18 protein-coding genes are annotated in these 11,899 nt (G+C 55.4%); 3 read left to right on the forward strand and 15 right to left on the reverse strand.

Annotated elements, in window-relative coordinates; genetic code table 11:
• The first annotated feature begins 19 nt into the window (after positions 1-19).
• Entirely contained in the window at positions 20-454 is a 435-nt protein-coding gene (locus tag B9P63_RS01450) for a MarR family winged helix-turn-helix transcriptional regulator (protein ID WP_085306762.1), read from the forward strand.
• On the opposite strand, the gene B9P63_RS01455 is transcribed toward B9P63_RS01450, so the two are convergent.
• From B9P63_RS01455 to B9P63_RS01465, 3 genes are all read right to left on the reverse strand, one after another.
• Complete coding sequence (locus tag B9P63_RS01455; RefSeq protein ID WP_085306763.1) at positions 451-1,260, reverse strand: division plane positioning ATPase MipZ; 810 nt, start codon at positions 1,258-1,260, stop codon at positions 451-453. The two genes, B9P63_RS01450 and B9P63_RS01455, sit on opposite strands and share 4 nt — an antisense overlap.
• Before the next feature lie 105 nt (positions 1,261-1,365).
• Positions 1,366-2,040: a DUF1045 domain-containing protein gene (locus B9P63_RS01460; RefSeq protein WP_085306764.1), complete on the reverse strand. Its 675-nt coding sequence runs from the start codon at positions 2,038-2,040 to the stop codon at positions 1,366-1,368.
• Positions 2,040-2,915, reverse strand: coding sequence for a DMT family transporter (locus tag B9P63_RS01465; protein WP_085306765.1), 876 nt, complete (start codon positions 2,913-2,915; stop codon positions 2,040-2,042). The genes B9P63_RS01460 and B9P63_RS01465 overlap by 1 nt, the downstream gene beginning before the upstream one ends.
• 101 nt (positions 2,916-3,016) lie before the next feature.
• Between B9P63_RS01465 and B9P63_RS01470 the strand changes: the two genes are divergently transcribed.
• A complete protein-coding gene (locus B9P63_RS01470) occupies positions 3,017-3,709 on the forward strand; it encodes an NYN domain-containing protein (protein ID WP_176219078.1) in 693 nt (230 codons plus the stop codon).
• 266 nt (positions 3,710-3,975) lie between these two features.
• On the forward strand, positions 3,976-4,653 hold the full coding sequence (locus tag B9P63_RS01475) for a hypothetical protein (protein WP_085306767.1): 678 nt from the start codon (positions 3,976-3,978) through the stop codon (positions 4,651-4,653).
• A gap of 301 nt (positions 4,654-4,954) precedes the next feature.
• Here B9P63_RS01475 and rpmE read toward each other — a convergent pair whose 3' ends face one another.
• The 12 genes from rpmE to ffh all read right to left on the reverse strand — a co-directional run bounded on the left by rpmE (position 4,955) and on the right by ffh (position 11,813).
• Positions 4,955-5,176, reverse strand: a complete 222-nt coding sequence (gene rpmE, locus B9P63_RS01480; protein WP_085306768.1) for a 50S ribosomal protein L31 — start codon at positions 5,174-5,176, stop codon at positions 4,955-4,957.
• An 11-nt stretch (positions 5,177-5,187) separates the two neighbouring features.
• The gene (rplS, locus tag B9P63_RS01485) at positions 5,188-5,562 is read right to left on the reverse strand and encodes a 50S ribosomal protein L19 (protein ID WP_085306769.1); all 375 of its coding nucleotides are present in this window, start codon (positions 5,560-5,562) and stop codon (positions 5,188-5,190) included.
• 51 nt (positions 5,563-5,613) lie between these two features.
• The gene (gene trmD, locus B9P63_RS01490) at positions 5,614-6,435 is read right to left on the reverse strand and encodes a tRNA (guanosine(37)-N1)-methyltransferase TrmD (protein ID WP_085306770.1); all 822 of its coding nucleotides are present in this window, start codon (positions 6,433-6,435) and stop codon (positions 5,614-5,616) included.
• Between the two features lies 1 nt (position 6,436).
• Positions 6,437-7,120 (reverse strand): pentapeptide repeat-containing protein, encoded by a 684-nt coding sequence (locus B9P63_RS01495; protein ID WP_085306771.1) that lies wholly within the window; start codon positions 7,118-7,120, stop codon positions 6,437-6,439.
• A 1-nt stretch (position 7,121) separates the two neighbouring features.
• Complete coding sequence (gene rimM / locus B9P63_RS01500; protein WP_085306772.1) at positions 7,122-7,628, reverse strand: ribosome maturation factor RimM; 507 nt, start codon at positions 7,626-7,628, stop codon at positions 7,122-7,124.
• Positions 7,625-7,780 (reverse strand): hypothetical protein, encoded by a 156-nt coding sequence (locus tag B9P63_RS19100; RefSeq protein ID WP_176219061.1) that lies wholly within the window; start codon positions 7,778-7,780, stop codon positions 7,625-7,627. Before B9P63_RS19100 ends, rimM begins: the two co-directional genes overlap by 4 nt.
• Positions 7,781-7,857: 77 nt before the next feature.
• The gene (rpsP, locus tag B9P63_RS01505) at positions 7,858-8,250 is read right to left on the reverse strand and encodes a 30S ribosomal protein S16 (protein WP_085306773.1); all 393 of its coding nucleotides are present in this window, start codon (positions 8,248-8,250) and stop codon (positions 7,858-7,860) included.
• Positions 8,251-8,302: 52 nt separating this feature from the next.
• The gene (locus B9P63_RS01510) at positions 8,303-8,599 is read right to left on the reverse strand and encodes a chorismate mutase (protein ID WP_085306774.1); all 297 of its coding nucleotides are present in this window, start codon (positions 8,597-8,599) and stop codon (positions 8,303-8,305) included.
• On the reverse strand, positions 8,592-9,197 hold the full coding sequence (locus B9P63_RS01515; RefSeq protein WP_085306775.1) for a GNAT family N-acetyltransferase: 606 nt from the start codon (positions 9,195-9,197) through the stop codon (positions 8,592-8,594). The genes B9P63_RS01510 and B9P63_RS01515 overlap by 8 nt, the downstream gene beginning before the upstream one ends.
• Positions 9,197-9,754, reverse strand: a complete 558-nt coding sequence (locus B9P63_RS01520; protein ID WP_085306776.1) for a GNAT family N-acetyltransferase — start codon at positions 9,752-9,754, stop codon at positions 9,197-9,199. The genes B9P63_RS01515 and B9P63_RS01520 overlap by 1 nt, the downstream gene beginning before the upstream one ends.
• Positions 9,751-10,302: a GNAT family N-acetyltransferase gene (locus B9P63_RS01525; protein WP_085306777.1), complete on the reverse strand. Its 552-nt coding sequence runs from the start codon at positions 10,300-10,302 to the stop codon at positions 9,751-9,753. The genes B9P63_RS01520 and B9P63_RS01525 overlap by 4 nt, the downstream gene beginning before the upstream one ends.
• A 2-nt stretch (positions 10,303-10,304) precedes the next feature.
• Positions 10,305-11,813, reverse strand: coding sequence for a signal recognition particle protein (ffh, locus tag B9P63_RS01530; protein ID WP_085306778.1), 1,509 nt, complete (start codon positions 11,811-11,813; stop codon positions 10,305-10,307).
• Between the last annotated feature and the right edge of the window lie 86 nt (positions 11,814-11,899).

Below are 11,899 nucleotides of genomic sequence, written 5' to 3' on the forward strand. Positions count from 1 at the left end.
CAACCTTCAAAACTGGCGAATGAGCGAAAAAGACGACTTTGATTTACAGCTATTCCTGCCCTATCTGCTGAACCAAGCAGCAGAGGCGTCGAGCCTTGCGTTCAACCAGATTTACAAAAATCGCTATGGCATGCTGCGCACCGAATGGCGCGTACTCTTCCATCTTGGGATCTACGGCACGCTTACGGCGAAAGAAATCGGAGCGCGCGCGAAATCGCATAAAACCAAGATCAGCCGCGCGGTCGCGGCGCTTGAAGGGCGGCGCTATCTGAAACGCGCGCGGCGCGAGAACGACAGGCGGGTCGAGGCGTTGGAGCTGACCGCGCTGGGCACCTCTGTCTACAATGAGCTTCGCGAAGAAGCGCGCCGCTATGATAGCGCACTCTCAGATCAGATGAGCGCGGAAGAACGCGATGTTCTGCGCAAACTACTGCTGCGTCTGAGCCGTTCCTAGAAGTCTACCGTGACGCCCGGCAAGTTCAGGGATTTCAACAGATCGCGCAATTCCTGACGGGCCGCGACGTTCGAGATGTTCATCTGTTTTACGCCCACATCCTTAAGATCAAGCAAGGTCAAACCACGTGGAAAAAGCTCTCTGAAAATTACCCGCTCGTTAAAACCGGGGGCGACGCGAAAACCGATGCGTTTGGCAAGCACCTCGATTGCGGCCTGCATTTTCTTTTTGTTCACCATGTTCTGTGCACCCATGCGATTGCGTAGCACGATCCAGTCGATTGGTGGTAGCTTGGCCTGCGCGCGAAGCTGGCGAGCATTCCAGACCATTTCGGAATAAACAGATGGCCCTTTGATTTTGACGCCGTCCGTGTCCGTGTGGGCGAGCAAATCGAAATCGACAAAACTATCGTTCAGCGGTGTGATCAATGTATCCGCCAGCGAATGCGCCACTTGGCTCAGCCGTGTGTGCGAACCGGGACAGTCAATCACGATGAAATCGCTATCAGGCTCCAGCGTGGCAACCGCAGCCGAGAGGCGATGATCATAAACATTTTCGCCGGGGCGCAGGTTGCTTTGATCAATTTCGGGCAACTCGCGGTAATCGGGGCAGGGAAGTTCAATGCCTTGTGACTCCAGAAACGCCGTGCGATTTGCAACGTAACGCCCGAACGTCTTTTGGCGCAGGTCCAGATCAAGTACGCCAACCTTATGCCCCATGCGCGCAAGCGCCGTTGCCACGTGCATGGAGACGGTGGACTTGCCAGCCCCGCCTTTTTCGTTCCCAACTACAATAATATGCGCCATATCTTCGGCCCCCCGAGCCCCGTTCTTGTCTTTGGATTAGAGCATGCGTCAAGCGAGGGGAAGGGGCGCCTGCGATGCAATTTGAAAGCGTAGTATCGGGAACCCTTAACCTTTGAGTGGCTCACGCAGGATTTCGCGGAACCTGCCGTCGTTGTCCTGCCCTGCTAGCGTTAGTGTGTCGAGCGTGTAGGGTATCGGTAAAGTCTGTGCAAAATGGCTGTGCAGCATGGCTTTGACGGGCGTGTGCAACTGATCCTTGATGTTGCCCGTCAGGGTGACGTGAAATTTGAAGTCCTCCATCACATGCGGGTAGCCCCATTGCGCGAGGTTTGCCTTTTGGCGCTCTGAAAGGCGTTGGCTTCTGCGCCGTTGAAGAACGTCATCGCTAAGTGGTGCGCGAAACGGATCAAGCGATTGCACCGTTTGCGCCGCGAGAGACTTCAATGCACTGTCATCTCCGTCACATGTCAGGGCAAAAAAACGTCCAATCTGCGAAAGTGTGAGGGCCGCGAGAGTAATGGGGGCGTGTGCGGCGCAAAGGCCCTTGAACGCGTGGGAGAGATCACCCTCCCGTATGCCATCTGCCAAGTGAAACGGAGCTTTGAATGTGGCATGCAGCCCGTATTTACGTGGCCGTTCCGTCAGCTTGGCAAGGTCAATGCCCTTGATTTCGGGATGCTGAACTGTTTGTCCTGCTGCGATATCCCAACCAAGCCATGCGGCTCCGTGCGTTGCCAAGGGTCCTTCGAATGTGTGATAAATTGCATAACGCTCAAACATCACACGCCCTTTCTCGTTGCGAGATAAACCCCAAGAGATGCCGCCCCTAGACCGATCCATGCCAGCAAGGGCATGACTTCCCCCAGTAATATCCATGCGGTCAGTGCAGCCAAAGGCGGCACCATGAAGAACAGCGCGGACACGCGGCTCACATCGCCTGCGCGGATCATGGCGAGCAAAAGACCTACGGCGATCACCGAATTGCCGATCACCAGATAAGCGAGTGCTGCGATGAAGGCAGGCGTCCAATCCACATGAAAATCGTTTTGTAAGGCCAGCGCGGGCATTATCCCGATGAAGCCTGCCGTGTAGCCAATGAGGTTCGCGGTCACTGGATGATGGCTGAGTCCGTGGCGCTTTTCCCAGAGCGAGCCGCTGGTAATTCCGAGTAGCGCAATCGCCGCGAAGGTCAGGCCAAGCATGCTTGGCGGTTCAATCGTAGTGCGTGATCCGATTACCAAGAGCGTGCCAAGCAGGCCTAGCGCAAGGCCGATCCAACTGCGCCGCGTGATAGTTTCAGTGGTCCAAAGCGGAGCGAGCAGGGCAACAAGGATGGGTTGAAACGACATGAGCAGCGCCAATGTCCCCGCGCCAATACCCGCACTGAAGGCATAGTAATTCATCCCGAAATACACCGCTTGGATCAGAAATCCGACAAACGCCAGATGCGCCCAATCTGCGCGCGTCCTTGGCAGTGGCGGGCGTAGAATTGCAAAAAGCACCGCCATGATGAGGATCACGCAGCCAAAGCGCAGTGCCAGTAGCGTCATGGGGTCCGTATAAAGCAGCCCGATCTTGGCGACCGAATAGCCGACAGACCAGAGCGCAAGGAAGATGAATGGTGCGAGAGTTAGCCAGAGAGGGCGTGTGGGCATAGGGTGGATCTCGCTCGTTGCGCGCGTGCCTAGTCGTGCGCCGAATGTTTTCACATGTCCATAGATTGACGAAGATTCCTCGCTCTACTACTCGGGCGTGTATGAAAACACCTTTGATTTTGTTTGCTGTTTCCATGTTTTTGAGCGCCTTCGGGTATTTCATCCCTGTATGGTCAGATGCCTTGTTGCTTGGTGTGCCCTGCGCCGTGGCAAGCCTTTGGCTGATCTGGCGCGCTTGCTTCGGAGGCAACGCCTATCTGGTGGACGAGCCCAAGCCAAAGCGCGTCACCAAGCGCGGGCAAAGGTCAAAACCGAGAGTGGATTTAAACCACATCCAAGCATCCGCTGAGGCCGAGATAGGCGCGCGAAAATGGGTGATTGTAGATGGCTCGAACGTCATGCACTGGATCAACAATGAGCCGAATATCAAACCGCTTCTCGATGTGCTTGAGCGGCTTGAACACCATGGCTACACAGCGGGTGTGATGTTCGATGCAAGTGCCGGGCACCAGCTTCAAGGGAAATACGGCCATGATGGCACGTTCAGTCAGCTTTTGGGACTGCCCCTAGATCGCATTATGGTGGTGCCCAATGGCACTGTGGCGGACCGGTATATTCTGAAAGCGGCACGCGATTTTCGTGCCAAGATCGTGACCAATGACCGATATCGCGATTGGGCAGACAACTTCCCAGAGGTGAACGAGCGCGGTTTTTTGATCACGGGCTGGTATCGTGATGGCGCGTTGTTCACGTCTTTGGGGCCAAAACCAAATAGGTCTATGCGCGTCAGATAACGCAAACCGCAGCGCTTGGGTGCGCGTGTGCTAAATGGATTTATAGTAGTGACTGCGTGAGCGCTAGGCTTGGCCTTCGAAGGAGCTATGCTGGCAAACAAGACCTCCGCTGCGCGCGATAATGTCCAGTTTGGTTTACCGTTCGACAAACGGTGGTTTTGGGGAATGACATGAAGGTCTACTACAAGCCCCTGATCGTGGAGTTCCCTGTTGCTGTAGGCTATTTTTAGTTTATCAATATTCCTGATAATTTGCGGAATTAACTTATGGCTAAGTATACGATTAGAAATGATAAAAATGAACCAAAAGGGTTGTTCACAAGCGATGGTAAGTTGGCTCTAGGAGTAGCTGTTGGGGCTTTATCAGTAATACTATCTATCGTTGCGTTTGAGTTTTTTTGGGGTGCCCGTAAGGCATCAGATTATTTTGAAGTTGCACCGCTGATTATTTCACTTCTCGTTGCAACTGCGTCGATCTACTTTGCGGCGAGTGCTTTGCTGGAGCAAAGAAAAACTCGCCAAGCTGGGACTGACCCAGTTCTGGTAGCACATCTGGGTCAACGGGCAGATGCCCGCGAGCTTATCACCTTCAATATTTCTAATGTGGGGGCTGGTGCTGCTCTGAACGTCTGCATCGACGTCGACGAACCAAAGGACGATTTGGCTCAGAGGAACTTAATAACTAATGTTTTCAAACGGCACCATCCTTTTGCCGTAATTCTTCAAGGTAAATCAATCGAGTTCAGTTTGGCGCTTAGTTGGGATCTTCTAGGAGAAAATCCCTTGCCGCCGTTCGCTGCTCGGCTGACCTATGAAGACTTAGCAGGTGGACAATACGAGAGCCTATTTTCAATAGACGTTTGTGAACTGGATGGGCTTGGGACGAACAGGTCTCCCCAAATGAGAATGGTTAAAGCGCTTGAGGAAATAGCGAAGAAGAGTTGATTACGCTTTTGTCCTGGTCAGTGACCGTCCAGCCTGTTCCAAAAACCCTCCTTTTTGGCACATGCCCAAACCACATCGATTGACGCTACCAAAAACCCCGTTCAAAAACTAAGCAGTTGTTGGGAGTTTTTTGACCCTAATGTGCTGCAAACATTAGATGCAATGCAGGGCTTTGGAAAAATGGGCGCGAAGCTGACGCTCGCCACCATTTTTATGATCCCCTCACCACTCAAAAAGCCCAAAACGAAAAACGCCGCCCCCAGAAGGAGCGGCGTTTCTAAAAATTCCGTAGGAGCTGTGCTTAGAAGCCCAGACCTTCGTATTTCTTCTTGAACTTGGAAACACGTCCGCCAGCATCCATCAAGCGCGTGCCGCCACCTGTCCATGCGGGGTGCGCAGACGGGTCGATGTCGAGCGCGAGTTGGTCGCCCTCTTTGCCGTATGTGGATTTCATCTGGTGGATCGTACCATCCGTCATCTTCACGTTGATGATGTGGTAATCTGGGTGAATATCTTTTTTCATCAGTGCGCTCCTTAGCCTTTGAGTGGCTTGTAAGTTGTATCTTCAGCGATACGTGCGGATTTACCGCGACGCGAGCGCAGATAGTACAGCTTGGCGCGGCGAACGCGGCCACGGCGCACTACTGTGATGCTGTCTACGTTGGTGGAATGCAGTGGGAACACACGTTCCACGCCCTCACCAAAGGAAATCTTGCGAACTGTGAAAGACCCGGCAACGCCTTTGCCATTCTTGCGCGCGATGCACACGCCTTCATAGTTCTGAACACGGCTGCGCGTGCCCTCGGTTACTTTATAGCCCACACGAATTGTGTCTCCGGCTTTGAAATCGGGAAGGTCTTTCCCGAGTGCGGCGACCTGTTCGGCCTCCAATTGTGCGATAAGATTCATGTCTTATCTCCTATGTATGCTCGCGGTTGTTCCGCAAAGGTTTATGCGTCCTCAGAGCTCTCGGTCTTCATCCGGGTCCCTGCCGTGCAAAGCACACCAAGCCCGCCAGAGGTCAGGTCGTCTTTCTTTCGTTAGCCTTTCGGCCATGGCCTGCCGCCATTCGGATATTTTCGCGTGATGGCCGGACTGAAGTATTTCCGGTATCGCGCGATCCTTCCAGACCGCAGGTTTCGTATACTGAGGATGCTCTAGGAGACCATGCGAGAACGATTCGTCCTGCGTGGAATCGTAGTTCCCAAGCACGCGCGGTATAAGCCGCACCGTTGCATCAATCAAGGCCTGTGCTGCAATCTCGCCCCCTGTGAGGATAAAGTCACCAAGCGATACTTCTTCGATGTTGTATTCCTCGATAACGCGCTCATCGACGCCCTCGAAACGCCCACAAAGGAGCGTGATACCGTCGCAGCCTGCGAAGCGCCGCGCCATTGCTTGATCCATTGGTTTGCCGCGCGGGGACAGGTAAACAACAGGCCAGTTTCCTTTGGCGGATTCAGCAGCTGTGTCCAGCGCTTTACCCAGTACATCGGCACGCAGAACCATGCCTGCGCCACCTCCCGCGGGGGTGTCATCCACATTGCGATGCTTGGTTTCGCCAAAGGGGCGTAGATCAATCGTATCCATCTGCCACAGCCCCTCTTGCAAGGCCTTGCCTGTAAGGGATGCACCTAGAACACCGGGAAAGCTCTCTGGGAAAAGCGTCAGAATTTGCGCACGCCAAACGCCCGCAAGCTCAGGGTTTTCCGTCATCAACTCGCGCGGTTTGAACGTCTGGCGGATCGCCTTGCGACCATGGGAGCGGGGGGTGTTACTCATATCAAACCACTTTCAATCCAAGCTGACCGAGCAGATCGGCGGCTTGGCTTTTGGAAATAATTGCGCCTTTGAAGCGGCGCGCATCACTCATTTGAAGGCCACCCAGATCGCAGGTGCGTAAATCGGCACCTTGGAAGTTGGCATCGGTGACGATGGTGTCGCGCAAAGAACAGCCTTGCAAATTGGCATCCCTAAAATCACCGCCGGACAAATCGGCCTGATCAAAGTTAACGCCCGATAGCTTGGCATCGCGCAACATCAGGCCGCGCAGTTCCGCAAGGCCCAGATTGCATTGATCAAAACCCAGATCAGATACGCCAATCTCTGCCATGTTCAGTCCGATCATCTTGCATCCTTTGAAATCGACATCTGCCATTTTGCTGAACGCAAAACTCGCATTGCTCAGATCGCATTTTTCAAAGCGAACCTGTGAAAAACGCGCGGAGCGAAAGGTGCTGTCGATGGCGCGGCAGTTGGTGAATGTGACCTCATCCATCACGCAATGATCAAAGCGCGTGGTGCGTAGCTCGCATTTTTCGAACGCCCATTCGATCAAATCACACTCGTCGAAATCAACGCTGTTGAGCTGGCAGGCAACCAGCCGCACAGAAGCGCCTGCCGCGGCGATCCCAGCTATATCCTTAGAAGTTAGGCTTTGCTCAGTAATGACGCGCGGCTCGCTCATATCAATCGAATAACCCTTCGGGCGGATCGGTGATGATGCGCCGCGCTTTGAGATCAACGGTCGGCACGGCGGCAATCGTAAACGGCAGTAGCACGGCGGTTTTCAGGTTCGCGCCGTGCACCTCCAGCAAATCGCCCGCGCCGTGGTTCTGTACGTTCTTCACATGGCCAAGGGTCACGCCGCCGGTATCAACAACCTCAAGCCCCTCCAAGTCCGTGTGATAGTATTCATCGTCCGGCAATGCAGGAAGCTGCGCGCGGCGCGCGAATAGTTTCTCGCCGCTCAGTGCATCGGCTTGTTCTTTCGAGGAAACACCGGACAGTCGCACGGAATAGCCGTTTTTCACTGGCCCCAGCAGCGTCAAAGCAACGCTGCGACCATCCTCTAGCGTCAAAGGGCTGTAATCGGCAATCGCAGATGGCTCGGCGCAAAAGCTCTTGATGCGCACATCTCCGCGCACCCCGAAAGAGCCACCGATGGACCCCACACAAATCAGATCATCACTCATTCCGAAACTCCCCCAGAAACGCCGCGGCACACGCCGCTTGTCATTGCCCCGCCCGCATCAAGGCATTTGTCCAGCGCAGCATTGCGCTCGGACATGACGCCAAGCACGAAGGCCACGCCAAACATGATGGGTAGGCGAATGAGGCGGAACATAGCAAATAGTCCTCAACAGAAAAGCAAAAGACGGCGCAAATACTGCGCCGCCCCTATTATCAAAGCTGACGAGCGATTTACTCTGTCGCCGCTGCTTCTTCTTGTGCAGGTGCTGCAGCCGCTTCGGCCGCCGCTGCTGCTTTTGCAGCTTTCTCTTCAACGCGCGCAACGGCTTTCTTGCCGGGTGTGCCCTTCGTTGGGTTTGCGCGGTCTTTCTTAGGCAGCAGGTCAGCCGCTTCGAGCATGCGCGAAACACGGTCGGTCGTCTGTGCGCCCTCGCCAAGCCAGTACTGGATGCGCTCGACGTTCATTTTTACGCGCTCTTCGCTGTCTTTTGGCAGCAGCGGGTTATATGTGCCCAGCTTTTCGATGTAACGGCCATCGCGCGGCATGCGGCTGTCCGCTGCGACGATGCGATAGAATGGACGCTTTTTGGAACCGCTGCGCGCGAGACGAATTTTCATAGCCATGGTGTAGTTCTCCTAGTGTTTTATCTATGTCAGGTCGGTGAAATCACGGACCCTATGATTGGTGTCGTTTGTGGTGATGGATCACTTCCTCAATCACGAAATTGAGGAATTTCTTGGCAAATTCGGGGTCCAGATCGGCCCGGTTTGCAAGGTCTTCCAGCCGCGCGATTTGCGTGGACTCGCGCGCGGGATCGCTTGGCGGAAGCGCATGCTCCGCCTTTAGCTTGCCCACAGCTTGTGTGTGTTTGAACCGCTCGCCCAAGGTATAGACGAGGATTGCATCAAGGCGGTCAATGCTCTCGCGGTGCTCTTTGAGCACTTCGGCGGCTTTGGAGACGGCATCAGTCAATGGGCATCCCTTTCGGTTTGAACAGCGGGTCCGCGTAGTTGGCAATTTCCATCTCGATCCCATGAGCGATCTGGCTGGAGCGCAGTTTTTCGGGGCTTGGATGGCGATAAACGGCGTCGCTGCCATCAATCGTCGCGGCCTCTTTATCCTTAACCGCGCCAAGACGTTCGGCAAGGCGGATGGAGTCGAGGTTCTTGGGGTCGATGTAGGACACAGCGCTCTCCCAGCCCTGAACCTCGTAGAAATACTTACGCGTGGCATGCGCGGCCTCGAGCGCGTAGCCATTCCCCGCGACCTCGGGCCAGATGATCCAGGCGATTTCGCGCTCGGGCCATTTCGCAGGCTGCCAGCCGCCGGCCATGCCCAGCGTTTTGCCGCTTTCGCGGTCATGGATCATCCACATGCCAAAGCCGCGAATTTCCCAATGGCCGATTTCTGCCGCATAAAGCATCCACGCCTCGTATGCGTTCAATGGCCCGCCCATAAACCGCGCACGGTAGCTGGTGAACGTCGCTTTGAAGTTCGGGTAATCCACTGCCTCAGGACCGCGCAGAACCAAGCGTTTGGTTTCCAGAACGGGGATGCGTTTGGTTGGCATTATGCGGCCTCATTGGTGTGGATATAGGCCAGCATATCGCCATTGTGGACTGTCGCGCGCGCACCGAGGCGTTCGGCCAATGCGATCGATCGCGCGTTGTCCTTGTGAATATAGCTCGCCAGTTCCTGCAGGTTCAGCGTATCAAACGCAAAGGCGCGCGCCATTTGCGCCGCTTCATGCGCTATGCCGAGACCTTCGTTTTCTTGCGACACCAGAAAGCCAAGTTCGATCTGCGCATCTCCCGGCTCAAGGCCGAGGATCACGAAGCCTAGCAGATCAGCGCTATCCACATCCTCGACCGCCCAGCCGCCGTGACCATGCAGCACCCAGCCAGAAGCCAGTTGCACGAAATCCCACCACGCATCATCACGGCTCATCGGGCCGCCTATATATTGACCGCGATCGCCGCAAACAATGTCTGCATAGCGGGGGAAATCTTCGACGCGCGGCGCGCGCAGCAAGAGTGCATCGGACATAAGCGTCGGGATTTGCGAAGACACGCTGGCCGCGATCGCAGAGGGGATGCCTGTTGGGGCCTGCTCGCATGTGTTGCTCATGCGTATGCCCCCATTCCACCATCATCCAATTCTGCGGGCGCAGGGTGGCGATAGAGATGATCCAGCCCCATTTGCACATTGTCATATGCGCGTTCGAACGTCGCGCCAAGGCGCTCCGCAAGGGCGATAGAACGTGCGTTGTCCGGCACGATGTTTGATGTGAGCGTGGTAAACCCAAGCTCCGTATAGGCCCATTGGCGCACGGCAAGCGCCGCTTCAAAGGCGATGCCTTTTCCTTCGAAACCCTCAAAGACGACCCAGCCGATTTCGGGTTCTGGCCAGCCTTCGGGATTCCAGATGCCGCAGATGCCTGCAGGCTTGCCGGTCTCTTTGTCCTCGATGCTCAGGTAGCCATAGCCGTGGATGTGCCAATGCCCGATGTTGAGCGCATACCAGCGCCACGCATCATCGCGCTTGGTATATCCGCCAAAGCCCTCCGAGCGCACTTCGTCCATCAGAAACGCGATCAATGGCTCTGCATCGGCCATTTCAGGGCCGCGCAAAATCAAGCGCTGTGTTTCAAAACGAGGGGCGTTGGTGAGAGCCATGGTTATTTCTTTTTCCCGAAGCCGGACAGACCGGGAGGCAAACCCATGCCGCCGCCCATTCCACCAAGACCGCCGGGCAGCTTGCCGCCCATGGCCTTAGCCGCCGCTTCCATCGCTTTAGGGTCAATCTTAGAGGGGTCCATGCCCGCTGGCATACCACCACCGCCTTTGCCGCCCATCATGCCCTTCATCGCTTGCTTAAGCATCCCGCCTTTGCCCATCTTCTTCATCATGTCGCCCATTTGGCGCTGCATTTTGAGAAGTTTATTCAACTCGGACACTTCCATGCCGGATCCTTTGGCAATCCGTTTTTTACGGCTCGCCTGAAGCAAAGCAGGGTTGGCACGCTCGCGCTTGGTCATCGACTGGATCAGGGCGATCTGCTGTTTGAGGATGCGATCATCAATGCCAGCGCCCTCCATTTGCTTGGCCATCTTGCCCATGCCCGGCATCATTCCCATGATCCCTTCCATGCCGCCCATCTTTTGCATCTGCTCCAGCTGGCCCTTGAGGTCGTTCATGTTGAACTGACCTTTTTGGAAGCGCTTCATCATGCGCTCGGCTTGCTCGGCCTCGATGGTTTCTTGCGCTTTCTCGACCAGAGCAACGATGTCACCCATGCCAAGGATGCGGCCCGCTACGCGCTCTGGCTCGAATGTCTCAAGGGCGTCCATCTTTTCGCCCATGCCGACGAACATAATCGGCTTTCCCGTGACCGCGCGCATCGAGAGTGCTGCACCGCCGCGACCATCACCGTCCATACGGGTGAGGACAACGCCCGAAATCCCGATCTTGCCGTCAAACTCCTGCGCAACTTCAACGGCGACCTGACCAGTGAGACCATCGACAACAAGCAAAGTCTCGCGCGGGTTTACCGCATCGCGGACATCTTCGACCTCTTTCATCAAGGTCTCGTCGATCTGCAAACGGCCCGCCGTGTCGAGCATGTAAACGTCGTAGCCGCCCAATGTTGCCTGTTGCTTGGCGCGCTTGGCGATCTGAACGGCGGATTCGCCTGCCACAATGGGTAGTGTGTCAACGCCGATTTGTTGACCAAGAATAGCCAGCTGCTGCTGCGCCGCTGGGCGGTAAATATCAAGCGAAGCCATCAGCACGCGCTTGCCATTACGTTCTGTCAAACGCTTGGCGAGCTTACCTGTCGTCGTCGTCTTACCGCCGCCCTGCAGACCCACCATCAGAATCGGGGCAGGGGCGTTGTCGATTTTCAACTCGCCCGGTTCGCCTTCGCCGCGCAGAACGTGGATCAATTCGTCATGGACGATCTTAACGACCTGCTGGCCCGGCGTAATGGATTTGGTAACGGACTGGCCTGTGGCCTTTTCCTGCACCGCTTTGACGAAATCGCGTGCGACGGGCAGGGAAACGTCGGCCTCCAAAAGTGCGACTCGCACCTCGCGCAGGGCGGTTTTGACGTCATCTTCGGATAATGCGCCTTGCTTGGTCAGGCGGTCAAAGACGCCGGAGAGGCGGTCGGATAGATTTTCAAACATGCCTATAGATCCTTTAGCCAACTGCAAGTTAGGCCCAATGTAGGAAGGCCCGGCGAATGTTCCAAACGAGAAACGCACCAGTGGGC

The sequence above is a fragment of the Planktotalea arctica genome (genome assembly GCF_002105285.1).
Taxonomy (GTDB): Bacteria; Pseudomonadota; Alphaproteobacteria; order Rhodobacterales; family Rhodobacteraceae; genus Planktotalea; species Planktotalea arctica.

Bases quoted from the DNA above. Each gene is read 5' to 3' on its own strand.
- B9P63_RS01525 (WP_085306777.1), bottom strand. From the start codon at position 10,302: ATGGCTCTCACCAACGCCCCTCGTTTTGAAACACAGCGCTTGATTTTG.
- B9P63_RS01470 (WP_176219078.1), top strand. From the start codon at position 3,017: ATGAAAACACCTTTGATTTTGTTTGCTGTTTCCATGTTTTTGAGCGCC.
- B9P63_RS01450 (WP_085306762.1), top strand. From the start codon at position 20: ATGAGCGAAAAAGACGACTTTGATTTACAGCTATTCCTGCCCTATCTG.
- rplS (WP_085306769.1), bottom strand. From the start codon at position 5,562: ATGAATCTTATCGCACAATTGGAGGCCGAACAGGTCGCCGCACTCGGG.
- B9P63_RS01515 (WP_085306775.1), bottom strand. From the start codon at position 9,197: ATGCCAACCAAACGCATCCCCGTTCTGGAAACCAAACGCTTGGTTCTG.
- ffh (WP_085306778.1), bottom strand. From the start codon at position 11,813: ATGTTTGAAAATCTATCCGACCGCCTCTCCGGCGTCTTTGACCGCCTG.
- trmD (WP_085306770.1), bottom strand. From the start codon at position 6,435: ATGAGTAACACCCCCCGCTCCCATGGTCGCAAGGCGATCCGCCAGACG.
- rpmE (WP_085306768.1), bottom strand. From the start codon at position 5,176: ATGAAAAAAGATATTCACCCAGATTACCACATCATCAACGTGAAGATG.
- rpsP (WP_085306773.1), bottom strand. From the start codon at position 8,250: ATGGCTATGAAAATTCGTCTCGCGCGCAGCGGTTCCAAAAAGCGTCCA.
- B9P63_RS01455 (WP_085306763.1), bottom strand. From the start codon at position 1,260: ATGGCGCATATTATTGTAGTTGGGAACGAAAAAGGCGGGGCTGGCAAG.
- rimM (WP_085306772.1), bottom strand. From the start codon at position 7,628: ATGAGTGATGATCTGATTTGTGTGGGGTCCATCGGTGGCTCTTTCGGG.
- B9P63_RS01465 (WP_085306765.1), bottom strand. From the start codon at position 2,915: ATGCCCACACGCCCTCTCTGGCTAACTCTCGCACCATTCATCTTCCTT.
- B9P63_RS01475 (WP_085306767.1), top strand. From the start codon at position 3,976: ATGGCTAAGTATACGATTAGAAATGATAAAAATGAACCAAAAGGGTTG.
- B9P63_RS01460 (WP_085306764.1), bottom strand. From the start codon at position 2,040: ATGTTTGAGCGTTATGCAATTTATCACACATTCGAAGGACCCTTGGCA.
- B9P63_RS19100 (WP_176219061.1), bottom strand. From the start codon at position 7,780: ATGTTCCGCCTCATTCGCCTACCCATCATGTTTGGCGTGGCCTTCGTG.
- B9P63_RS01495 (WP_085306771.1), bottom strand. From the start codon at position 7,120: ATGAGCGAGCCGCGCGTCATTACTGAGCAAAGCCTAACTTCTAAGGAT.
- B9P63_RS01520 (WP_085306776.1), bottom strand. From the start codon at position 9,754: ATGAGCAACACATGCGAGCAGGCCCCAACAGGCATCCCCTCTGCGATC.